Origin of the sequence: Cupriavidus pinatubonensis (assembly GCF_019602855.1) — a bacterium.
Taxonomy (GTDB): domain Bacteria; phylum Pseudomonadota; class Gammaproteobacteria; order Burkholderiales; family Burkholderiaceae; genus Cupriavidus; species Cupriavidus pinatubonensis.
This window is the reverse complement of the sequence record NZ_CP080766.1, coordinates 2,297,783-2,321,592: the sequence shown is the minus strand read 5'-3', so window position 1 is coordinate 2,321,592 and position 23,810 is coordinate 2,297,783. Positions and strand designations below refer to the sequence as shown.

The following is a 23,810-nucleotide window of genomic DNA, read 5'->3' as shown; positions in this document are numbered from 1 at the left end:
GGCCAGGTCAGGTCGAACCGCGTTCGACGATGCGGAATCCGACATCGACGACCGGTTCTGGAACCGACTCGCCACGGCAGCGCTCCAGCAGCAAGCGCGCGGCCATCGCCCCAATGGCCGCGCCATCCACATGTACCGTCGTCAGCGACGGATTCAGGTGCGCGGCAAAATCGGCATCGCCGAAGCCACAGATCGCCAGGTCGCCGGGAATGCGCAGTCCGCGTGCGAGCGCCTCGACCATGACGCCCTGCGCGAGCTGGTCGGAGCTGCAATAGACGGCTTCGATCCGCGGATCTTTCTCGAGGAGATCGGCAAGGGCCCGGCGCCCCAGCGCCAGACTGCTCGGCGCGGGCACGACCACAGTCGGTACGTCGTGGCCGACCGTCGAGACAAAGCCCTCGCGCCGCACCGACGCGCGATGATCGTCGCCGGTTGCAATGCCGAGGCGGCGCCATCCTTTGCCGAGGAAATAACCCGCGACGGCGCTACCCACCTTAAGGTGTGAAAAGCCGACCACCATATCGACGGGCCGGTCGCTGAGATCCCAGGTCTCCACGACAGGAATACCCGCCCGCCGCAAGCGCTCCCGCGACACCTGCGAATGGATCAGGCCGGTGACGACGATGCCGTCCGGACGCCGGCTGATCATCGTGCCGAGCAACGCGTCTTCGCGCGCGTGGTCGTAGCCTGTCTGGCCAAGCATCACCTGATAGCCTGCCGCGTCGAGCGCATCGGTGAGTGCCTTGACTGTCGGCAAGAACTGGGCCACCGCAATGTTCGGGACGAGCGCGGCGACCATCAGGCTGCGCTTCGACTTGAGCCCGCCGGCAAGCAGGTTCGGGATATAGCCGGTCGCCTCGACGGCCTGCCGGACCCGCGCAATGGTTTTCTCCGACACCATGCCGGGATTGCTAAGCGCACGCGAGGCGGTAATCAGTGAGACGCCAGCCTCACGTGCCACGTCGTGCAGCGTCACGGATTTCGGCCCAGTGGTATTCGACATGCGGATCCTGAGTCAGGGTAATTCGCTACCGGTTGCTCGCCTGAAGGCGATTGACGATCGAGAATGACAACGTTAGCATTTCCATCATTCCTTCGTCAGCGACCTGTCGCAGCCGAGCGGAACCAGGATGTTGAACCCCGGCGGAGATGACGCTTGGATTATATCAGTCACGCACACCCAAAAATGATAACGTTACCATTAACGCCCAGGGGCAATTCCGTACCTCAATGTCTGCCCGATCAAAATTTCCCTGCCCCACGCCCATGACCACCCCTGCCGCTCCTTCCACCGACACCATCGCCACGATCCGGCTTTCCTCGTGCTACTTGCCATTGGCCACACCGATCAGCGATGCCAAGGTCCTGACCGGTCGCCAAAAGCCAATGACCGAGGTCGCGATCCTGTTTGCCGAGATCCGGACCCACGGCGGCCACGAAGGTATCGGTTTCAGCTATGCCAAGCGCGCCGGAGGACCGGGCCAGTTCGCGCATGCCAGCGAAATCGCACCGGCCCTGCTCGGTGAGGACCCGAGCGACATCGCCCGGCTGTGGGACAAGCTCTGCTGGGCCGGCGCGTCGGTCGGACGCAGCGGATTGTCGACACAGGCAATGGGCGCGTTCGATGTGGCACTCTGGGACCTGAAAGCCAAGCGGGCAGGCTTGTCGCTGGCCAAGCTGCTGGGGCCCCATCGCGACGCCGTGCGCTGCTACAACACCTCGGGCGGTTTCCTGCACACGCCGCTGGACCAGTTGCTGGTCAACGCAGCGGCCTCGGTGGAGCGCGGGATCGGCGGGATCAAGCTGAAGGTCGGCCAGCCTGATGGTGCGCTGGACATCCAGCGCGTGGCCGCCGTGCGCGAACAGCTTGGCGATGCCGTGCCGCTGATGGTCGACGCCAACCAGCAATGGGATCGGCCGACGGCGCAACGCATGTGCCGCACGTTCGAATCCTTCAACCTGGTCTGGATCGAGGAGCCGCTGGACGCCTACGACCACGAGGGGCACGCCGCGCTCGCCACGCAGTTCGACACGCCGATCGCGACCGGCGAAATGCTGACCAGCGCGGCCGAACACTGGGACCTGATCCGGCACCGCGCCGCGGACTACCTGATGCCGGACGCGCCGCGCGTTGGCGGCATTACGCCCTTTCTCAAGGTCTGCGCGCTGGCCGAGCATGCGGGCCTGATGATCGCGCCGCACTTCGCCATGGAGTTGCACGTGCACCTTGCCGCAGCCTATCCACGCGAGCCCTGGGTCGAGCACTTCGACTGGCTAGAACCGCTGTTCAACGAACGGCTGGAGATACGCGGCGGCCGCATCGTGGTGCCGACCCGGCCGGGCCTGGGACTCACCATCAGCGAGCAGGCCCGCGCGTGGACGCGCGAACAGGCCGAATTCGGCCAACAAGCCTGACAGGCGTCGGAATCCCGCATACACAGAACGGTGAAAGGAGACAAAAGATGAAAAAGCTGATTGCGTCCGTACTCACGACGACTGCCATGACCGTTGCCATGGCGGCCCACGCGGCGTGGCCGGAGAAGCCGGTCACCGTACTGGTGCCCTTCCCGGCGGGCGGCTCGACGGACAATGTCGCGCGTATCCTCAGCGCGAAGTACCAGACCCAGTTCGGCGGCAGCTTCGTGGTCGACAACCGGCCCGGCGCGGCCGGCATGATCGGTGCCGCCATGGTCAAGCGCGCGCCCGCCGATGGCTACACGGTGTTCGTCTCGTCGCTGGGGCCGTTCGTCATCGGCCCGCATCTCACGAAGAACGCCGGCTATGACCCGCTCAAGGATTTCGATTACATCAGCGTCGGGGTGCAGGCGCCGAATGTCCTCGCCGTGCCAGCGGGTTCACGATTCAAGACGCTTCAGGATGTGATCGCCTACGAGAAGGCCAACCCGCACAAGATGACCTTCGCCTCCGCCGGCAATGGCACCAGCGACCACCTCACCGCCGAACTGTTCTGGCAGCAAACAGGCACGACAGGCATCCACGTGCCTTACAAAGGCGGCGCGCCGGCGATGAATGACCTGATCGGCGGACAGGTCGATGCCACGTTCATGAACATCAACACGGCGGTCCCGCATATTAAGGCGGGCAAGCTTCGCGCGCTGGCCATCACGAGCACTGCGCGCTCGCCCATCCTGCCCGATGTGCCCACCATGGATGAGGCCGGCGTCAAGGGCGTAACCGTCTACTCATGGCAGGCAGTGGCCGCGCCCAAGGGACTTCCGCCAGAGATCAAGGCGAAGCTGCACAGCGCCACCGTGGCCGCGCTCAATGAGCCGGCCACCAAGGCGAAGCTGCTCGACCTTGGCTTCGAGATCGTCGCCAATACGCCGGAGCAGTTCGCCGCGTTTCAGGCGTCGGAGTTCGCGCGCTGGAAGAAGGTGATCGAAGTGGGCAAGATCACGGCGGACTGAGCGCTCAGCCTGCGCGCGTCGCGCCTTGGTGCGCCTGCCCGTGCCCGTTGGATCGCTTGGTGCGCCGGATCACCAGAAATACCAGCAACACTACGGGCGCGATCAGCAGGCCTTCGACCAGTTCCGGATCCAGCGGCAGGTGGAAGGCATGCATGGAGCGCAGCCCTACCGCCGTGAGCGACAGCACATAGTAAGAGATTGCCGCGACCGACAGACCCTCCACCGCGTGCTGCAGATGAAGCTGCGTGCGCGCGGTGCGGTCCATGCCGGCGAGCAGCCGCATCGTGTTGCCCTCTTGCGCCAGGCTCACCCGCGTACGCAACAGGTCGACCGCCCGCGCCACGCGCGCCGTGAATTGCTCGAGCCGGTTCCAGTTGGCGCGGCATGTCTCCATGGCCGGCGTGAACCGGCGTTCCATGAACTCGGCAATGGTCGGGATGCCTTCGATGCGCTCCTCGCGCAGTTCCTGGATGCGGGCCATGACCAGGCGCTCGTAGGCGCGGCTGGCGCTGAAGCGGTGGCTGGACTCGGCCAGCGCCTCGCCGCGCACGGCCAGGTGTGTGAGATCCTGCAGCAGGGCGGCGTCCACATTGTCGTTCGGCGCCGAGTCCATCCGGTTCATCAGCCCGGACAGCGAGCGCTGCAGGCCATCGAGCGAACGACCGAGCTCGCGCGCGGCGGGCAGCGCGAGCAAGGCCATCATGCGATAGGTCTCGATCTCGTACAGCCGCTGCAGAAGGCGGCCACCTTGCGCTTCGCGGAAGCCTTCGTCGATCACCAGGAAGCGCGAAAAGCCATCAGGCTTGATGGTCCAGTCGCAATAGACTTCGCCATTGCCGAGCACGCGGCTGCCGACCTTGATCGGGCCGTCGATCCAGCGGCCGTAGTCCTTGCGCGCCTGTACGGCGTGCTCGCCGGAAACCAGCTCCATGCGTATTGCCACGAAGCGCATGCCGGCAATCTGCGCGAACCATTCCTGGGGCACGTGATCGGTCGCCAGGCCGGAGAAATACTCGGTATCGCGCCGGCTGGCGACGAACGTATAGGTGGAGAATTCCGTGTGGCGCTCCCACTTGAGCTGGCGCTCGCCGTTCCATTGCGCGGCATAGTGGGTGCTGCCCGGCTCAGGAGACGGCATGCCGGTGAGATCACACAATGCGCGCAGGAGCTGTTCATGCACCGAGGCGTCGTCTCCCGCGTAGATTGCCAGGTGCGCCAGGGCGACGGAGCCTGACAAACGCAGGAAGGGTCTGGCGTGCAACTCGTTGGCAAGGCTCGCGCGCAGGGCGTGGTCCATATTTGAAGCTCTCTCGGAAGGTTTCGCGCAGGGAACGCCGGCAAGGCATCCATGGAACGAATTCTCCCGCACGGCATTGCGCAGTGCAACAGGACAGTTGCTGTTGTTTCGGATCGCGCGATCTTGCTTCACGGCTTCCGCCGGCGCCACAGTAGCGCCGTACTGGCATGAAGGCGCGCTACGCCAATGCGCCCGCGCTGGAATACCGTGCAACCCGGTTCCAAACAGACCGGTGTACTGCTCGGCATGCGGCACAAGCTCTGACTTAGCAGGACGGCGGCCGGCTGCGGTGTATGCCACGCTGGCCGGCCCCGCATGGACAATCAGAACCCGGCGCGCGCCTGGATATACACCATGCGCGGCGCGCCAACCAGACGCCCCGCATTGCTGTCCGTCGTACGCGTGTAGTAGCGCTTGTCGAACAGGTTGTTGATGCCGATGGTGATGTCGGTACGTTTCCACTGCGGAACCGTGAACATCGCCTGCAGGTTCCAGGTGCGGAAGCCAGGAATGCGGCCCACGCTGCCATCCGCCGACTCGGCGATGGTATTGGCCAGGTCCGAGTACTGCGCGCTCTGGTGCGTGGTCGAAGCGTTGAAGGTCCAGTTGCGCCAGTTGTAGCGCGCGCCGATGGTATCGGTATTGCGCGAGTAGAACGGGACGTCCATGCCGGCCGTGGCGCCCGACTTCTGGATCGCGCGCGTGTAGGTGTAGTTGGCGTAGACGTTCAGGCCGCCAAGCACGCTCGCGCGGTCGAACGTGTAGTCGATCGCGGTTTCGACACCATCGTGGTCAGTCGCGCCGATGTTCTGGAACGTGGCGGGGAACAGGCCCGGCACTTGCTGGAGCTGGTTGTCGAATTTGATCTTGAACGCCGTCAGCTCGGCCTTGATGCGGTTGTCGGTCCAGCGGGTACCCACTTCAAACGTGCGCGCCACTTCCGGCTGCAGCGGATTGCTCGGTGTCTGCGAGTTGAGCTGCGTGTTCTGCACCGGGCCGAACGACGTGCTGTAGTCGGTGAACACAGTCCACGCATTGTTGACGAGGTACGAGACGTTGATCGACGGCAGTGCCTTGTTGTTCATGCTGTCGAACTGCGTGGTCGTGCCGCGCTGCTGGCGTGTGGTGTCGATATGTTCGAAACGCACACCAGGCACGATGCGCCAGTTGCCGACGGCGATGCGGTCGTCGATATAAACGGCATGCGCATCGGTGGCGTTGTCGAACGTGGTGGTCGGGCCGACCACGCCCGTACGCGGATTCTGGTTGAAGGCGTTGTCATCGCCGCGTTCGCGGATATAGCGGTAGCCGACGGTGATGTCATGCGTCGTCGGCCCCAGCGCCAGGCGCTGCGTATAGCGCGGCTCGATGCCGAACGTGGTGTAGTTGCGCGGCTGGTGCGCGATCACGGTGGCGCTTTGCTGCAGCGTGCTCTGGCGATAGCTCTCGTTGAAGAATGTGCGGATCTCGAATTCCTGGTTGCCGGAGATCGTGTTCACGTAGCCGAGGTCGAACGCCGTGCGGTTGCCGCTCCAGTAGTCGTTCGGCCGCGTGTTCTGGAACGGGTCGGCATTGTATTGCGCGACCGTCAGGCCGCCCGGCGTGCGCGAGCGCACGTCGTAGTACGAGACCTTGCCGTAGACCTGCGAGGTGTTGTTGATGTCGTAGGCAAACTTCACGGCGAGATCGTTGACGTCGTCATCGCTGCCCTTGCGCCATTCGCGGCCGGTCATGCCCGAGTACAGCACGGCCAGTCCGAGCCCGCTGTCGAGCGTGGTGCCCACGAACGCGTTGTACTGCGTATTGCTGCCGCCGCCTTCGGTGTAGATGTTTTCGCGGATCGACGCATCCCCGGTGATGCCCGGGCTGGTGGGGATCGGTCTGGTGTTGAAGTTGATGATGCCGCCGACGTTCTGCGGGCCGTATCGCACCGCGCCACCGCTGCGCACCACGTCGATCGAGTCGATATTGCCCAGGCTCACCGGCGCAAATGAAAGCTGCGGTTGCCCGTACGGGGCGACTGCCATCGGAATGCCGTCAAGCAACACTGTAGAGCGTGGCGAGTACCGGCCGGTCAGGCCACGCACGCCGATGTTGAGGGAAATGGCGCTGCCGGACGTGCCGGAGTTATCGGTCGACTGCACGCCGGGAACGCGGCGCATGACGTCGCTGATGCTAGATGCGCCGCTCTGTTCGATCTGTTCTTCTCCCACCACGGTGCGCGCGCCGGGGAAGGTCTTCACGCTGTTCTGCAGCCCGGTGCCGAGCCAGTTGCCAGTGACCTGCACGGTATCGAGCACCTGCTCGACATTGCCACTCTCCCCCGATTGCGCATCCACCTTCTGGGCGAACGCCAATGGCGCCATGCACAGCAACGAAACGGCGAGCGCCGTGGCGCGCAGGGCGATCTGGGGTGCGGCGGGCTCGTTGCCGCATCGGCTCGACTTCATGACTTCTCTTCCTTGTAGCAAACAGCGCACAAACGTACAAAGTCATGAATGTAAATGATAACGGTTATTGTTTATGGATTCATTGCGATAAAGCGCTTTACGCGCTACTCAAAATCATCAAAATGTTGTCTTTACGCCACAACTACACAGGCAAACACGCAGTATTGCCGACATGCGAACGGACGCGAGCAGCAGGTCACCGAGCAACTGCTTCTCAACGTGCTGCCCGCTCCCGCCGCCGAGCGTTTGAAGCTGCGTGCCGATCTCGTCGCCGAGGGCCCGCCGGCAGTCATCGCGGACAGGTTCGAGGACGTGTCGGTGCTGTTCGCGGACCTCGTGCAATTCACCCGCTTTTCGCCGAGCATGGGCCCCGAGCGCCTGGTGGCGGTACTGAACGAGATATTTGCCGACTTTGACAACATTGCCGACCGCCGGGGACTCGAGAAGATCAAGACTATCGGCGATGCCTACATGGGGGCGACCGGCCTGCCCGTTCCCGCAGCCGACCCCGCCGTTCAGGCGGCCCATATGGCGTTGGACATGATCGCGTCACTGGACCGTTTCAACCAGCGCAGCGGCCACGGCCTGCAGCGGGGACGCCTTGCGGAACCCTTCCTGTTGGAAGAACGTGGGTTGATTACGGCCCGGGGGATCGGTGACGTGCGTACGTGGTTGCTGGCAGGCAGAACCACCGACGCCCCCGCATAGGGGACGCCCGCCTTAATCGTGTCCAGTCACTGCTCGCTTGGTGGCGTGATAGCCGTGCTTGGTCGCATCAGCAACCCCGTGCGCGGCCGCCTTGGTGCCGCGGCCGATCGCGAAAGTGGCATCGCGCACGGCATGGCCGCCCTTCTTGCCTGCGGTCTTCACGTTTTCCTTGAATGCATGGGCATCCCCGGAGAGGCTCGCCTGCGCGAGCGGGCTCGTCGCAGCGAGCGTGATCGCGATGATCAGAGTGTTTGCCTTCCTCATGCCAATGTGTCCGGTTTCCGGCTAGTTCACATACCCATATTTTAGCTTTGACCGGCCCCACGGGCATTCAGCGCGGCGCAGCCCCCGTCTCCGTGATCGCACTGTAGACCAGCGTGCGTAGTTGTCGTCGCACCGGATATGCCGAAGACGGCAACAACTGGGTCAGGAAGAGACCGATAAGATCCTCCTGCGGGTCCACCCAAAAGAAAGTGCTTGCCGCACCACCCCAAAAGAAATCACCGGCGCTGCCGGGAATCAGCGTGGACGCGGGCGTTACGGTGGTGGCAAAGCCGAGGCCGAACCCCACGCCGTCATAGGTCGCTTCGCTGAACATCGAGCGCGACATGGCCGGCAGGTCCACTCCGCCGGGCAGGTGGTTGGCGGTCATCAGCTTCAGCGTCTTGGGCCCGAGCAGCCTCACGCCGTCAAGTTCTCCGCCTTGCAGCAGCATGCGCGCGAAGCGCATGTAGTCGGCGGCGGTCGACACCAGTCCACCGCCACCGGAAATGAAGCTCGGCGGCTTCAGGTATGGGCTGGCGCGCGGGTCGTCCTGCAGCATGGGCCCCTTGTTCGATATGACCTTCGAACCGAGCACGCCGATCGCATAGCACGCGCAAAAGCGCGCCACCTTGTCTTCCGGCACATGGAAGCCCGTGTCCACCATACCCAGCGGCTCGAAGATACGTTCCTTCAGGAAGGTTTCGAACGGAATGCCGCTGACCTTGCCGACCAGGTAGCCAAGCACGTCGGTCGACACCGAGTAGTTCCAGGCCTCGCCCGGCGAAAATTCGAGCGGGAGCCCCGCCAGCTTGTCGATCATTTCGTCGAGCGTGCCTTCGGTGGCAAGCTCGCCCAGCTTCAGCTTGCGGTAAGCCGCGTCGACGTTGGTGTTCTGCTGGAAGCCGTAGGTCAGGCCCGAGGTGTGGCGCAGCAGGTCGACCACCAGCATCGGTCGCGCGGCGGGCTTCGTCTGGAAGCTCTCCATGAAGCCGCCTGCGTGAACGCCCAGTTTCTCCCATGCCGGGATGTACTTGCTGACCGGGTCATCCAGCGCGATCTTGCATTGCTCGACCAGCATCATGATCGCGACGGAAGTCACGGGCTTGGTCATCGAATAGATGCGGAAGATCGAATCCTCGGCCAGCGGCACCTGCCGTTCCCGGTCAGCGACGCCAAGGACAGAGTTCAGCGCCAGTTCGCCGCGGCGCCATACCTGGACCAGCGCGCCGGGCAGCTTGCCATTCGCGACATAGGATTCGTCGATGAAACGTTCAATGCGCGCAAGCCGCTCGCGCGACATTCCTTGTGTTTCCCTGCCTTGCATAGTCACCTCTCTCCCGGGTTTTTGCCTTGGCCGACGTGCCGCCGCAAGCGGCGTCCCTGCCATCATGACATTGGCCGCCCGTTCGCGCCAAGCGCAAGCGGGCCGGGCGCGAATCCGGGCAGACCCGGCGCGATTTCCGGGCCGCGGTGGACTAGATTGGAGTCTGTCTGGTCAATGACTTTCCCAGGAGATCACATCATGCGTGCATGGAACCCACGATTCACCGCACTGGCCGTTGCCATGGCGCTGTCAGCCTGGTCAGGCATGGCCTCGGCGACGGAACAGGCGCAGCAACGCCGCGAAGGGCGCGACGTGCGGCAGGATACGCGCCAGGATGCCCGGCACACCAAGCAGGATTGCCGTGCTGCCGACCACCAGAGCAACGCGGGCTGCCGCCAGGACAAGCGGCATTCCAAGCAGCAGGGACGGCAGACAGCCCGCGACATCAAGTATTGAGCCCCGGGCCTGATCGTCAGGCCCCAAGCACCTTGCCTCCGCCATAGCTCGACTGAGCGGGCGCTACCCCGCCCAGCGTCATCCGAATCGCGCAGTACTTGAACTCGGGAATCTTCCCGAACGGATCCAGCGCCGCGTTGGTGAGCTTGTTGATGGCCGCTTCGTAGTAGCAGAACGGCACGAACACGGCACCGCGCGGCGTGCCGGCATCGGCGCGGGCATACAGCGAGACCTCGCCGCGCCGCGAAGCCAGCGTGATGACGTCGCCCGGCTGGCCGCCCAGCAAGCCGAGATCAAGCGGATGCACGAGTGCCACCGCGTCAGGTTCGATCGCGTCGAGCACGCCCGCGCGCCGCGTCATGCTGCCGGTATGCCAGTGTTCGAGCTGGCGCCCGGTGATCAGCACCATCGGGTAGTCGGTATCCGGCCGCTCGTCGGCGGGGATGATGTCCGCCGGCACGAAGCGGCCACGCCCGGTGGGAGTCGGGAATCGATCGGTGAAGATCACCGGCTCGCCCGGATCACCTTCGGCATGGCAGGGATACGTCACCGCTCCGTCCTGTTCCAACCGTTCCCACGTCACGCCGCCGATGCTCGGCATGGCTTGCCGCATCTCGTCGAAGACCTCCGCCACATTGCCGTAGTGCCAGTCGAGGCCGAGCCCCTGCGCCATCTGCTGAATGATCCACAGGTCCTGCCGCGCCTGCCCCGGCGGCAACAGCGCCTGGCGGCCAAGCTGGACGGTGCGGTCCGTGTTGGTGAAGGTGCCGGTCTTTTCCGGGAAGGCCGAAGCCGGCAACACGACATCCGCGAGATAGGCGGTCTCGGTCAGGAAAATGTCCTGCACGACAAGATGGTCCAGCGCGGCAAGCGCCTCGCGCGCATGCTCGGCGTCGGGGTCGGACATGGCCGGGTTCTCGCCCATGATGTACATGCCCCGCACCTCGCCGCGGCCGATGGCATCCATGATCTCCACCACGGTCAAGCCGGGCTGGCGGTCGAGCGGCATGCCCCACAGCGCCTCGAAGCTCGCAATGGCGTCAGGATCGTCCACGCGGCGGTAGTCCGGATACATCATCGGAATCAAACCCGCATCGGACGCGCCCTGCACATTGTTCTGGCCGCGCAGCGGATGCAGCCCGGTGCCGGGACGGCCGATCTGGCCCGTCATCAGCGCCAGCGCAATCAGGCAGCGCGCGTTGTCGGTGCCGTGCACATGCTGCGATACGCCCATGCCCCACAGGATCATCGAGGCCTTCGACGTGGCATAGGCGCGCGCGACTTCGCGGATGGTTTGCGCGTCGATGCCGCAGATGGGCGCCATCAGCTCGGGACTGAACGCCGCCACGTTGCGCTGCAGTTCTTCAAAGCCGATGGTGCGGCTGTCGATGAAATGCTGATCGACCAGCCCTTCGCTGACGATCACATGCATCATCGCATTGAGCAGCGCGACATCCGCGTCGGGCGTGAACTGCAGGAAGCGCCAGGCAAAGCGCGCCAGGTCTGACCGGCGCGGATCGGCCACGACCAGCTTCGTGCCGTTCTTCACCGCGTTCTTGATCCAGCTCGCCGCCACGGGATGGTTCACGGTGGGATTGGCGCCGATCACGATCACGAGTTCGGCGCGATCCACGTCCATCACCGGGTTCGATACCGCGCCCGAACCGATCCCTTCAAGCAGCGCCGCCACCGACGACGCATGGCAAAGCCGCGTGCAGTGATCGACGTTGTTGCTGCCGAAGCCCGTGCGTACGAGCTTCTGGAACAGATAGGCCTCTTCGTTGCTGCCCTTGGCCGAGCCGAAGCCGGCCAGCGCGCGCTTGCCGTGCGTGTCGCGGATCTGCGCAAGCTTGCCGCTGGCGAGGGCGAGCGCCTCTTCCCACGTCGCTTCGCGAAAGACGTCCATCACATGGTCCGGGTCCATGACGAAGTCGCCGCGCTTGGGCACGCCTTCGCGCCGGATCAGCGGCACGGTCAGCCGCTGCGGATGCTGGACATAGTCAAAGCCGTAGCGGCCCTTCACGCACAAGCGCTCGTGGTTGGCCGGACCGTCGCGCCCTTCCACGTAAAGGATGCGGTTGTCCTTGACGTTGTAGGTCAGCTGGCAGCCCACGCCGCAATACGGGCAGACCGAATCCACCTGTTGATCGGGCACGGCGAGCGCGGCGTCGCGCGCGGGCATCAGCGCACCGGTCGGGCACGCCTGCACGCATTCGCCGCACGCGACGCACGTGGACGCGCCCAGGGGGTCGTCCATGTCGAACACGATGCGTGCAGCATCGCCGCGCAGCGCAAGGCCGATCACGTCATTGACCTGTTCGTCGCGGCATGCGCGCACGCAACGCGTGCATTGGATGCAGGCGTCAAGGTTGACGGCGATGGCGGGATGCGAGAGATCCGCCGCCAGGCGTTCACGCGGCGCAAAGCGCGGCTTGCCAACGTCGAGGCGTGCGGACCACTGGTCCAGTTCGTTGTGCCGCGTGTAGTCGGTTTCCGGCATGTCCGACTGCAGCAGCTCGAGCACCGTGCGCTGGGCGCGAAGCGCGCGTTCCGACTCCGTCTGCACGGTCATGCCCTGCGACGGATAGCGGCAGCACGACGGCGCAAGCACGCGTTCGCCCTGGATCTCGACCATGCAGGCGCGGCAGTTGCCGGCCGTGTCGAGCCCGTCCTTGTAGCAAAGATGCGGCACATCGAAGCCTTCGCGCTGCGCGACCTTCAGCAGGCTTTCGCCGGGCTGCGCACTGACTTCACGGCCATTCAGCGTGAACGTGACGGATGGTTCCGTGGATTCCACCAGCGCGCGTTCGGCGCGTGTCAGCGCGTTCATGCCTGTGCCTCCGGGCGGTCTGGCGCCGCCTGCAGTTCATGGGGAAAGTAACGGATCACACAATCGACGGGATTTGGCGCAGCCTGTCCGAGCCCGCAGATCGAGGCGTCGCGCATCACGGCGGACAGGTCTTCCAGCGCGGGCAAGTCCCATTGCGGCTGGCGGATCAGATCAAGCGCCTTGGCGGTGCCGACGCGGCATGGCGTGCATTGCCCGCACGACTCGTGTTTGAAAAAGTGCATCAGGTTGCGCGCCGCGGCCACCGCGCTGTCGTGGTCGGACAGCACGATGATGGCCGCCGAGCCGATAAAGCAGCCGTGCGGCTGCAACGTGTCGAAGTCGAGCGGTATATTGCCCATCGACGCAGGCAGGATGCCGCCCGACGCACCGCCGGGCAGGTACGCGTAGAACGTGTGTCCGTCGATCATGCCGCCGCAGTATTCATCGATCAGCTCGCGCACGGTGATACCGGCCGGCGCCAGGTGCACGCCGGGCTGGCGCACGCGCCCCGACACCGAGAACGAGCGCAGCCCCTTGCGGCCATGCCGGCCCTGCGACGCAAACCACTCGGCCCCCTTCTCCAGGATGTCGCGCACCCAGTAGAGCGTTTCGAAGTTGTGCTCGAGCGTCGGCCTGCCGAACAGCCCGACCTGCGCCACATAGGGCGGCCGCAGGCGCGGCATGCCGCGCTTGCCTTCGATCGATTCGATCATGGCGGACTCTTCGCCGCAAATATAGGCGCCCGCGCCGCGGCGCAGTTCTATGCGCGGCAGGTCCGGTACCGGCGGGTCGTCGTGCAGTTCCTGCAGCGCTTGCGTCAGGATGGCGCGGCAGCCCGCGTATTCGTCGCGCAGGTAGATATAGATCGCAGCAACCTGCGTCACAGCGGCAGCGATCAGCATGCCCTCCAGAAAACGGTGCGGATCGCGCTCCAGGTAGACGCGGTCCTTGAAGGTGCCGGGCTCGCCTTCGTCGATGTTCACGGCCATGAGCCGTGGTGCCGGCTCCCCGGACACGATGCGCCATTTGCGGCCGGTCGGGAAACCGGCGCCGCCCAGGCCGCGCAGGCCGGAGTCTTCCATCGTGCAAATCACGGCTGCCGGATCGAGCGAGCCTTCCTGCACAAGCGCTTTGAGCAGGCCATAGCCGCCGTTTGCCTTGTACGCGCCATAGCTGTTCTGCGCGGCGATGGCATCGCGAACGGTGCCCGCCGCCACGCAACTCGCGACGGCCTCCACCGTCGCGCCATCGACCGGCTTCTGTCCGGCCAGCACGGCCGGCGCTTTCTCGCACCGGCCGATGCACGGCGCGGCCACCACACGTACGTCCGTGCCAAGCACGGCGGGCAGCTTGTCGATCAGCACCTGCGCCCCGGCCATCTCGCAGGCAATGCCCTCGCATACGCGCACCGTCAGTGCCGGCGGCGGCGCGATGTGGCCGTCCGCATCTTCGCGCACCACGTCGAAGTGGTGGTAGAACGTCGCAACCTCGTAGACCTCGGTCATCGCCAGACCAAGTTCCTGCGCCAGCGCGACAAGATGCGGCATGGCCAGCTGACCGTAACGGTCCTGGATGCAGTGGAGATGTTCGATCAACAGGTCTCGGCGGCGCGGCATGTCGCCAAGCGCCGCGCGGACTTCCGCCAGCGCGGCAGCGTCCACCTGCCTGCCTTTGGGCTGGCGGCGCTTGCGCAGCCTTCCAAGGCCGGTGGCCTCGATCGGGATGACAACCTGATTCATGGGTCTTCTGTCTCCTGCGGGGGCGATCATGGCGTCGCTATAAAGGCGTTCAGGAAGACGCCCTTGCGGGCAGCCTTCCTGTCGCTCTCATTCTTGTCTTCCTCGTATTGTGCTACCGGCTGCGCTGTCTGTGCTGCGTGATGACAGCGCCACGCCGTACGGCTCTCTTCATCGTTGCATCAGATCAGGTCAGGTCCTCCGGCACGGCGCGGTATCCCATCGGGCTGGTGGTATTGGCATGCACATACTTGCGGGCATGCGCTTCACGCATCGGCTTGAGCACAAAGAGTGCAAGCAGCGCGGACAGTCCGGCCATGGCCGAGGCCAGCACGAACACCGCATGCCAGTCGCCGGTCGCGGCGGTGATCACGCTCGAGAACGGTACCAGCAGCGCGGCCGTGCCCTTGGCGGTGTAGAGCAAGCCGGCATTGGTGGCAGCGAATTTCGGGCCGAAGGTATCGCCGCAGGTCGCCGGGAACAGGCTGTAGATCTCGCCCCAGGCGAAGAACACGATGCCGGTCAGCACCACGAACGCCACCGGGTTGTGCCCGTATTTCGACAGCAGCAGGATGCCGACTGCTTCCACCGCGAAAGCGAAGAACATGGTGCGCTCGCGGCCGATATGGTCGGAGATCCAGCCGAAGAACGGACGGGTCAGGCCGTTGAGCACGCGGTCGATGGTCAGCGCGAAGGTCAGTGCGGGCAGCGTCAGGCCGAGGATCGATACCGGCGAGTCATGCAAGCCGAAGTCCTTGGCGATCGGTCCGAGCTGCGCGGTGGCCATCAGGCCGCCGGCGGCCATCATCACGAACATCGCGTACATGATCCAGAAGATCGGCGACTTCAGCACCTGGCGCGGCGTGGCGTTGTAGGTGGCGGCTGCCTTCAGCGTGGACTTGACCTCGCTCAGGATCTTCGCCGACGGCGGGTACAGGGCCATGCCGAGGAGGAACACGATCAGGCCCTGGCCCAGCCCGAACCACAGGAACGTGGCTTCATAGCCCGATGACTTGATCATGTTGGCGATCGGCACCACCGTCATGGCGGAACCCGCACCGAAGCCCGCCGCCGTGATGCCCGCGGCCAGGCCGCGCCGGTTCGGGAACCACTTGAGCGCATTGCCCACGCAGGTGCCATAGACCGCGCCGGCACCGACACCCCCGATGGCCGCCGCAACGTACAGCATCGGCAGCGATGACGCCATGGAATTCAGCACCCATGCCACTGCGCACAGCAGGCCGCCGCCTACGACGACGGGACGCGGGCCGTACTTGTCGACCAGATAGCCTTCGATCGGCACGAGCCAGGTTTCAGTCACGACGAAGATCGTGAACGCGACCTGAATCGCGGTGCGGCCCCAGTGGTACTTCTCATCGATCGGGTTGACGAACAGCGTCCACCCATACTGCATGTTGGCAATCATCGCCATACAGATGACGCCGAAGACCAGCTGTACCCACGGCGACGCAAAGCGCGACGTGGACTCCTTGTGCTGCAGTTCCATGATGTCTCCTTCTAGGCGGTCGAAACCACCCGTGGTGGAAGATGCGGACGCCTGCTGACGCCTCTCGCTTACTGCGCTTTCTCGAACAGCTGAGCCGTTCTAGTGCTATACGGTATGTGATATATCACGCAAGTCAAGCGTATTCTTCGCGGCCCTGCAGCATCCGGTTTGCACGGAAAATCGCCACGCCGCGGCGTGGCGAATCGACTGGTGCGCAACGCGCATCAACGTGGCAGACGAAAGTTTCCGGAGCCTTTGGAAATCAAGGAGTTGCCGTGTCCTGCCGCATCAATCCCGCGCGTCAGAACAGGCGTCAGCATGACGCGATTCGCAGCACGGGAACATGGCAAAACAGCTGGGCTGGGGAAAGTCCCTAGATAGAGACAATCAAGACATTACCCGTTTGTCTGCACAAGTAAGACGTCGGTACATCCTGGAACCGGCGGTTCGCCGGACAGTGGCAGAGAATGCGCGGGGGGAATACGCAGTCCACTGAGGGAAGGCGGCCGAGGCTTCGCTTCATCGTGTTTCGCTGCTGCGAGCGCTGTACCGAAACGCCAGCGCGAACTGCGGGACAACACGTCATGCGGATACTGCGCCAAGGGTTGCCGGCCGCTACAGCCCTTGTCAGATGCGCCGCTCAGTCAGGCACGGCGCCAGATGCAAGCGGCCATCAGGCGTAGGCGAGTTCGCCGGCGGCTGCAACGGTACGCGACGGGCGAGCGCGTCCAACGCCATCGCTTTCCTGGTTCGAACCCAGCCCTGCGAAGCGGCCATGTGCCTGCGCGGTCACCAGCACGTCCATCGGCAGGCGCGTAGCCAGCAGGGTCGTCATGCCGACACCGGCAGCGATCAGGCCCAGACCGAGAACGAAGAGAAGAGCGACTTCCATTTGAAAACTCCCATTGCTTTGTGTTTAGGAGTTTCCATTATATGCTGCGCCGCAGTATGTGTAAATATCCTGTATGTAATATATCAGTGGTGGTTTTGCTCCAATACAACAGCGGTCAACGGCGGCCGGAACCGCCCTGAATCCTAGACTTCCACCGGGACAGGCGGCTGCCGGTCCGGTTCGGCGGCATCGCGGTACTCCAGTCCGCGCAGCGCATCCCAGATGGCCGCGGCGTTGGGCTTCAGCGATCGGCTCTTGCGCCGCACAAGCATGACCGTGGATGTGACCTGCGGCCGCAATGGCCGCATGACGGCTGCGGGATGAAGACCGCCCGCCTGCGCGCGCGATGGCACTACGCCGATGCCGAGCCCAAGCGCCACCATGCCGAACACCGCAGCGAAATGCCCAAGCAATTGCAACGAACCGGCACGCACGTGGTGGTGGCTGAGCGCTTTTTCCACGACGGGCTGCACGCCGCACTGCTGGTCGAGCGTGAACACGTTGGCATTGGACAGGTCGCCCCATGCAATGGCGTCACGCGATGCGAGCGGATGCTGCGCGGGCAGCACGGCGTGATACGGGTCGACGCACAGCGGCTCGCAATAGAGGTCATCACTCGATTGCGGATCGGTGGCAATGCCGAAGTCGACTTCGCCGCTGCGCACGCTCTGCAATACGGATTCCTGCGAACGGTCCTTCAGGTGGATGGCGATCGCGGGCCACGCCTTGCGGCAACCGGCCAGCCAAGCGGGCACGGACATCGAACTGAGCACCGGGTCCGTCGCAATCTGCACCATGCCTTGCGATGGCCGCGCGGCACCCTGGCTTTCACGCAGCGTCTGCTCGACCTCTTCGATCAGGTGGCAGATGCGTTGCGACAGATGCTGTCCGGCGTCCGTCAGTTCGACCTGGCGCGTGGTGCGGTCGAACAGGCGCTGGTCGATTTCTTCTTCCAGCTCGCGCACGCTGCGGCTCACGGCCGATTGCGTGAGGCCCAGCTCAGCCGCGGCGCGCGTAAAGCTCTTGTGCCGGGCAACGGCGGCGAATGCCTTCAGTTGGGGAAGTGAAATGTTCATGACCGCCCTCCTCCTCCGTCCCATTTCGGTTGCGCCAACGGCATCGCAGTACCGCGATGCGTCGCAGCGGAAGTTCCTGCGGCAAGCGTGGATGGTTTCAGTCTGCGCACGGCTGTCTCCTTGGCGGCGAGGCCACCTGTTATGAGTTGTTGTGTCCGTGGCCCACATGCCAAGCGGCCTGCGCCGTGCGCAGACCGCTTGCCGGGGGCGTTGGGGTCCGGATGCAGCCGGCCCCCCCAGTCCTTCCCTGCTTCCTGTTTATTCGGCTTCCCTATGGGTGCGTACCATGAACGCGGCATCCGACACCGGCACGGCGGCCTCGGCATGGCCCGTGATGAACCGCCTGCGCATCGGCGCAAGCACCACCTTCGCCGACAGCCCGGCCGCGATCGTCACCACTGCCGCCACCGTGAACACCGCATCCCAGCCGCCACGTGCGGACAGGATCGACGCCAGCGGTACCAGCATCGCGGCCGTGCCCTTTGCCGTGTACAGCGTGCCCGCATTCGCTGCAGCAAACTTGCTGCCAAACGTGTCTGCGCACAGTGCCGGGAAGATCGAGAAGATCTCGCCCCAGAACAGGAACGTGAGCGCCGCGAAGAACATGAAGGCGTACGGGTCGTGGCCGAACTTCATCAGACCCAACAGCGCCAGGCCTTCGCCGATGAAGATCACGAACATCGTGTTCTCGCGGCCGAAGCGGTCAGACAGGAAACCACAGAGAGGACGCGTGAAGCCGTTGCACAGGTTGTCGATCGACAGCGTCATCGTCAGCAGCGGCAGCGTCATACCGAGCATCGTCACCGGCATCGAGGCGAAGCCGAAGTCCTTGGCGATCGGGCCAAGCTGCGCCGTGGCCATGATGCCGCCGGCAGCGACTGCGACGAAGCTCGCGTAGATCAGCCAGAACACCGGCGTCTTCACCATCTGGCCAGGCGTGAACTCGACCGGGTTCGTCAGCACCGCCTTGGCTGCCACCGCGCCCTTCGGTGCACGCGGCTTCACCAGCAGCAACGACAGTGCGAAGATCGCCACGCCTTGCAGGATGCCGAAGAACAGGAAGGCGTGCTCATAGCCCGAGCTCTGGATCATGTTCGCGATGGGAATCACCGTGATTGCGGAGCCCGCGCCAAAGCCTGCCGCCGTCAGGCCAGCCGCCAGGCCGCGCTTGTCCGGGAACCACTTCAGCGCATTGCCTACGCAGGTGCCATACACGCCACCGGCGCCGATGCCCGCGATCACCGCGGCCGCATACAGCTCCGGCAGCGTGGTCGCATACGCGTTCATCACCCAAGCAAGGCCCGCGCAGATCGCGCCACCTGCCACAACCGGCCGCGGGCCGAACTTGTCCACCAGCCAGCCCTCAAGCGGCACCAGCCAGGTTTCGGTCACAATAAAAATCGAAAACGCCACCTGGATTGCGGACGTGCCCCAGTGATGCTTGGCGTCCATCGGTGACACGAAGAGGGTCCAGCCATACTGCAGGTTTGCAACCAAACCCATGCAAACCACGCCTACGGCCAACTGAAACCAACGATTCTGCACGCCGCGTCCATTGCCGGACACGGCTGCCGCTTGATGTTGCGCCATCTAACTGTCTCCTAGTGCGGTTCTGATGCGTCCCCGACGGGACGCTTTCCTGGGCCTCTGTGGGGTGGGCCCTAAACGACTAGATCGGCGCCTGACATTGCGGCATGCAAATCTGTGGGATTGATGCTACTTCAATCTAAGATTCAGACGGCTTAAAGTTTTTTATCATATGCATTGACGACCGTTTATATATTGCACGGAACAACTGATGAAGAATGCCACCCTGCGCCAGCTTAAAGTCTTTGAAACCGTGGCCCGGCACATGAGCTTTTCGCGTGCCGCCGAAGAACTGCACCTGACTCAACCGGCCGTGTCCACGCAAGTCAGGCAGCTCGAAAGCCACGTCGGCCTGCCGTTGTTCGAGCAACTGGGCAAGAAAATCTATCTCACGCCCGCGGGCCATGAGATGCTCCACTACAGCCGCAGCATCATCCAGCAATTCCGCGAAGCGGAAGACGCCATGTCGCAGCTCAAGGGCATCTCCGGCGGCCGGCTCAACGTAGCGGTGATCAGCGCTGGCGACTATTTCTTCCCACGGCTGCTGGCCGAATTCATGGAACGGCACGACGGCGTCACGCTGAATCTTGCGGTGCACAATCGCGAGGAACTGTTGCACCAGCTGGCTGGCAACCTCACGGACCTCGCCGTCATGGTGCGCCCGCCCGAAAGCATGGACACCATCAACGAATCGTTCGCGCCGCACCCTTATGTGATTGTCGCCGCGCCGACACATCCCCTGGTCGGACAGCGCAAGATCCCGCTGTCCGCGCTCACCGATGAGGCTTTCGTCGCACGGGAGAAGGGCTCCGATACGTGGAACTCCATGCAGGAAGGCTTTGCCGGGCGGCTGTCGAACATGCGCATCGCCATGGAGATCAAAAGTACCGAGACCATCAAGCAGGCGGTCATTGCGAACATGGGCATTGCGTTCCTTTCCGCCCATACCGTGGGCCTGGAGTTGCAGACCGGCAAGCTTGCCGTCCTGGATATCGAAGGCTTCCCGGTCATGCTCAACTGGTATGTGGTGCACCGCAAGAACAAGCGGTTGCCGCCCGTGGCGCTTGCGTTCAAGCAGTTCCTGATGGAGGAAGGCGCAGGCCTGATTCAGCGCATCACAGGCGTTGAGGGGCTGATCCGGCACGCGTGATACATAAACGATATCTTATGATTTATCGATGAAACTTTAATTATCGTAAATCCATGGCCGCCCCTATGCTTCCCTCTACCGCACCGCCAGAGAGAAGACAGGAGGCACACCATGAACCAGATCGAGATCGAACGCCAGCCGGCCGCCACGCTGGGCAGTGACAACCAACCGCTTTCGCGCGCCACCCAGCTCGCCGCCTACAACGCGGCGTTCATCGAACTGGGCCTGCGCTTCCGCTGGGACGAGGCGATGTACGAATGGCTGTGCGGCATCGAATGCGAGAAGGAGCGCGTGGCCCGCTACATCGAGGAACACCACACGCATCTGCTCACCGCGTATGACGCCGCATTCCTGAGCCAGCTGATCTTCGACAAGAAAAACGAATACCTGCGAGCGGTCGGTCATCTCAACTGAACAGCTGAGACGCCGATCTCCACTTGAAGCGAGCGCGCTCACGGGGCGTGCTCGCTTTTTTTGGTTTGTGCGCCAGGGGCTACATCACAAAAGGCCCTCGAGAAACCTGCGGACCTGCACGTCGACTTAGGAATGCAGCACTCAATATGCACAGAAGTCTACTTTTTTTATTGATTACGAATGATTCGTATTTGCATTTTTATTTTCAATTACGTACAATCGCCTTTCGTTATGGATGACTTGCATCAATAGCTTCATCGTTGCCTGAACTTGTCTTCATGACGATGCATTGATCGCGTCAAGAACTACAAAGGGAAGGTAGAACCGTGGAAGGAAAACAGGAAAAATTCCGTTTGAACCCGCTCGCCGCAGCGCTAACCGGTACCGTCGCGGCGTTCGCCATGCAAAGCGCCGGCGCGCAGGAAAACCAGCCGGCCGCCGAGCTTGCGGCCGCGTCGAAGCCGGTGACGCTGCAAAGCGTGACGGTGACGAGCACGAAGGACGATGGCTACAAGGTGGACGAAGCCCAGTCGTCCAAGTTCACCGCCCCGCTGCTCGACACGCCGAAGTCCGTCACCGTCGTGCCGGCCGAAGTGCTGCAGCAGACCGGCTCCAACTCGCTGCAGGACGCCTTGCGTACCACGCCGGGCATCACGTTCGGCGCCGGCGAAGGCGGCAACCCGATCGGCGACCGTCCTTTCATCCGCGGTTTCGACTCGATGTCGAGCATCTACGTCGATGGCGTGCGCGACACGGCCTCGCAGACGCGCGACATGTTCAACATCGACCGCGTCGAAGTCATCAAGGGACCGAGCTCGGCCTTCGGCGGCAAGGGTTCGGCCGGCGGCATGATCAACCTCGTGTCGAAGCTGCCCACCGCCGAGAACTTCGTGCAGGGTTCGGTCGGCGTGGGCACGGATTCGTACTTCCGCGCCACGGCTGACGGCAACTACCTGCTCAACGACAACACCGCGGTGCGCCTGAACGCGATGGGCCAGTCCTTCGACGTGCCGGGCCGCAACGAAGTCGACCAGCACTCTTGGGGCTTTGCGCCATCGGTGACGTTCGGCCTGAGTTCGCCCACGCAGGTCACGCTGTCCTACTACCACTTGCAGGGCGACGGCATGCCTGACTACAGCATCCCGTACGCGCGCCCGTCCAGCCAGGCGACCAAGGCCAACCCGTCGGCGCCGGCCAGCGTCGACCGCAATAACTTCTACGGGCTGACCGATCGCGACTTCCAGCGTACGCAGTCCGACATTGCCACCGCATCGGTCCAGCATGATTTCCGCAACGGCCTCGTGTTCCGCAACACGACACGCTGGGGCCGTGCAACGAACGACTACGTCGTCACGAATCCCGACGACAGCCGCGGCAACGTGCCGCGCGGCTTCGTATGGCGCAACACCAAGAACCGCGACTCGGCCACCGAGACCCTGACCAACCAGACCGACCTGACGTCGGAATTCCACACCGGCAGCCTCAAGCACAACCTGCTGTTCGGCTTCGAGTTCAGCCGCGATAACACGGACAACAACCCGTACAACGTGGTGTCGGCCAACGCGGCCGCATCGGGTGGCACTTGCAACGCTTCGCTACTGGCGAGCTTCGACTGCGCGCCGCTGGGCAATCCGAACCCGAACGATCCGTGGCGCGGCAGCATCACCAAGATGCCGTACACGCAGACCACAACGACCAATACGCAATCGGTCTACCTGTTCGACACGATCGAAATCACCAAGCAGTGGCTGGTCAACGGCGGCATCCGCTACGACAACTACGACACGCACTCCTTCACCAACGCGTACACCAACCCGAACACCGGCGCGGCCGTGGCGCAGGTGGACATCCGCAACCAGTCGCACTTCTTCAACTACCAGGCCGGCGTGGTGTACAAGCCGGTCGAGTACGGCAGCATCTATGTGTCGTACGGCACGTCGTCGACGCCGCCCGGTTCGACCAATGGCGACGGCGCGGACAACATCACCGCGGCGCAGCGCAATCTCGAGCCTGAAACCGCGCGCTCGTTCGAAATCGGCACCAAGTGGGACCTGCTGTCGCGCCGCCTGTCGCTGACCGGTGCGATCTTCCAGATCGAGAAGAACAATGCGCGCGTGGCCATTGACGCCAACACTACCGTCAACGCGGGCAAGCAGCGCGTGAAGGGCTTCGAGCTGGGCTTCGCCGGCAACCTGACCGACAAGTGGGGCGTATTCGGCGGCTATACCCACCTGGACAGCGAACTGATCGATAACGGCCCGCAAGCCGCGAACGCCGCCAACAACGGCAACCAGTTCCCCAACACGCCGAAAAGCAGCTTCAGCCTGTGGACGACTTACCAGGTACTGGCACCGCTGACGATCGGCGCAGGCGCCTACTATGTCGACAAGGTCTACGCCAACCCGGCCAACTCGCTGTACGTGCCGTCGTACTGGCGCTTCGACCTGATGGGTGCGTACCGCGTGAACAAGAACCTGACGCTGCAGTTGAACATCCAGAACCTGTTCGACAAGACGTACTACACCAAGGCGCATACGCACTACGGCGCTCTGGCGCCGGGCCGCTTTGGTATGCTGACGGCGAACTTCAGGTTCTGAGGCTGAATGGATTCAAGCGTTGCGAGCAACCGCGGGTTTTGGCTTTTTGTGCCGGAGCCCGCGGTTTTTTGTTGTTTTAACAGGCTCTTTGGCG

17 protein-coding genes and 1 pseudogene are annotated in these 23,810 nt (G+C 63.7%); 7 read left to right on the top strand and 11 right to left on the bottom strand.

Annotation, left to right across the window (positions count from 1 at the left end; translation table 11 throughout):
* Nucleotides 1–7 precede the first annotated feature (7 nt).
* On the bottom strand, nt 8–1,003 hold the full coding sequence (locus K2O51_RS10525) for a LacI family DNA-binding transcriptional regulator (protein WP_220630186.1): 996 nt from the start codon (nt 1,001–1,003) through the stop codon (nt 8–10).
* Nucleotides 1,004–1,266: 263 nt separating this feature from the next.
* Here K2O51_RS10525 and K2O51_RS10520 point away from each other — a divergent pair, with 263 nt between their 5' ends.
* Entirely contained in the window at nt 1,267–2,415 is a 1,149-nt protein-coding gene (locus tag K2O51_RS10520; protein ID WP_220630185.1) for an L-talarate/galactarate dehydratase, read from the top strand.
* 47 nt (nt 2,416–2,462) lie between these two features.
* Nucleotides 2,463–3,428 carry a Bug family tripartite tricarboxylate transporter substrate binding protein gene (locus tag K2O51_RS10515; RefSeq protein ID WP_011300760.1) on the top strand — a complete coding sequence of 322 codons (966 nt, stop codon included), beginning with the start codon at nt 2,463–2,465 and terminating at the stop codon, nt 3,426–3,428.
* Nucleotides 3,429–3,432: 4 nt separating this feature from the next.
* Here the strand turns inward: K2O51_RS10515 and K2O51_RS10510 are convergent, their stop codons facing one another.
* A complete protein-coding gene (locus K2O51_RS10510; protein WP_011300761.1) occupies nt 3,433–4,725 on the bottom strand; it encodes a DUF3422 family protein in 1,293 nt (430 codons plus the stop codon).
* Nucleotides 4,726–5,048: 323 nt separating this feature from the next.
* On the bottom strand, nt 5,049–7,175 hold the full coding sequence (locus K2O51_RS10505) for a TonB-dependent receptor family protein (protein WP_220630184.1): 2,127 nt from the start codon (nt 7,173–7,175) through the stop codon (nt 5,049–5,051).
* Between the two features lie 186 nt (nt 7,176–7,361).
* Here K2O51_RS10505 and K2O51_RS10500 point away from each other — a divergent pair.
* Nucleotides 7,362–7,883 (top strand): annotated as a pseudogene (locus K2O51_RS10500) (adenylate/guanylate cyclase domain-containing protein); the annotation flags it as partial.
* A 12-nt stretch (nt 7,884–7,895) separates the two neighbouring features.
* Here K2O51_RS10500 and K2O51_RS10495 read toward each other — a convergent pair.
* Both K2O51_RS10495 and K2O51_RS10490 read right to left on the bottom strand, forming a co-directional pair.
* Nucleotides 7,896–8,147 (bottom strand): hypothetical protein, encoded by a 252-nt coding sequence (locus tag K2O51_RS10495; protein WP_140951536.1) that lies wholly within the window; start codon nt 8,145–8,147, stop codon nt 7,896–7,898.
* Nucleotides 8,148–8,214: 67 nt separating this feature from the next.
* Entirely contained in the window at nt 8,215–9,471 is a 1,257-nt protein-coding gene (locus K2O51_RS10490; RefSeq protein ID WP_373460965.1) for a serine hydrolase domain-containing protein, read from the bottom strand.
* 240 nt (nt 9,472–9,711) lie between these two features.
* Between K2O51_RS10490 and K2O51_RS10485 the strand changes: the two genes are divergently transcribed.
* Entirely contained in the window at nt 9,712–9,927 is a 216-nt protein-coding gene (locus K2O51_RS10485) for a hypothetical protein (RefSeq protein ID WP_049796501.1), read from the top strand.
* Between the two features lie 16 nt (nt 9,928–9,943).
* On the opposite strand, the gene fdhF is transcribed toward K2O51_RS10485, so the two are convergent.
* The 6 genes from fdhF to oxlT (K2O51_RS10455) form a co-directional block, all read right to left on the bottom strand.
* On the bottom strand, nt 9,944–12,757 hold the full coding sequence (gene fdhF, locus K2O51_RS10480; protein WP_220630181.1) for a formate dehydrogenase subunit alpha: 2,814 nt from the start codon (nt 12,755–12,757) through the stop codon (nt 9,944–9,946).
* Entirely contained in the window at nt 12,754–14,496 is a 1,743-nt protein-coding gene (locus K2O51_RS10475; RefSeq protein ID WP_011300767.1) for an NADH-ubiquinone oxidoreductase-F iron-sulfur binding region domain-containing protein, read from the bottom strand. Before K2O51_RS10475 ends, fdhF begins: the two co-directional genes overlap by 4 nt.
* Nucleotides 14,497–14,680: 184 nt before the next feature.
* Nucleotides 14,681–16,000, bottom strand: coding sequence for an oxalate/formate MFS antiporter (oxlT, locus tag K2O51_RS10470; protein ID WP_011300768.1), 1,320 nt, complete (start codon nt 15,998–16,000; stop codon nt 14,681–14,683).
* Nucleotides 16,001–16,673: 673 nt separating this feature from the next.
* A complete protein-coding gene (locus tag K2O51_RS10465) occupies nt 16,674–16,892 on the bottom strand; it encodes a hypothetical protein (RefSeq protein ID WP_011300769.1) in 219 nt (72 codons plus the stop codon).
* Between the two features lie 143 nt (nt 16,893–17,035).
* Nucleotides 17,036–17,968 carry a LysR family transcriptional regulator gene (locus K2O51_RS10460; RefSeq protein ID WP_011300770.1) on the bottom strand — a complete coding sequence of 311 codons (933 nt, stop codon included), beginning with the start codon at nt 17,966–17,968 and terminating at the stop codon, nt 17,036–17,038.
* A gap of 258 nt (nt 17,969–18,226) precedes the next feature.
* Nucleotides 18,227–19,558 (bottom strand): oxalate/formate MFS antiporter, encoded by a 1,332-nt coding sequence (gene oxlT / locus K2O51_RS10455; RefSeq protein WP_011300771.1) that lies wholly within the window; start codon nt 19,556–19,558, stop codon nt 18,227–18,229.
* 208 nt (nt 19,559–19,766) lie between these two features.
* Here oxlT (K2O51_RS10455) and K2O51_RS10450 point away from each other — a divergent pair, with 208 nt between their 5' ends.
* The 3 genes from K2O51_RS10450 (at nt 19,767) to K2O51_RS10440 (ending at nt 23,716) form a co-directional block, all read left to right on the top strand.
* Nucleotides 19,767–20,705 (top strand): LysR family transcriptional regulator, encoded by a 939-nt coding sequence (locus K2O51_RS10450; RefSeq protein ID WP_011300772.1) that lies wholly within the window; start codon nt 19,767–19,769, stop codon nt 20,703–20,705.
* Nucleotides 20,706–20,816: 111 nt separating this feature from the next.
* Nucleotides 20,817–21,119, top strand: a complete 303-nt coding sequence (locus K2O51_RS10445; protein WP_011300773.1) for an HAD family hydrolase — start codon at nt 20,817–20,819, stop codon at nt 21,117–21,119.
* A gap of 353 nt (nt 21,120–21,472) precedes the next feature.
* Entirely contained in the window at nt 21,473–23,716 is a 2,244-nt protein-coding gene (locus K2O51_RS10440) for a TonB-dependent receptor (RefSeq protein ID WP_011300774.1), read from the top strand.
* Nucleotides 23,717–23,810: the final 94 nt, after the last annotated feature.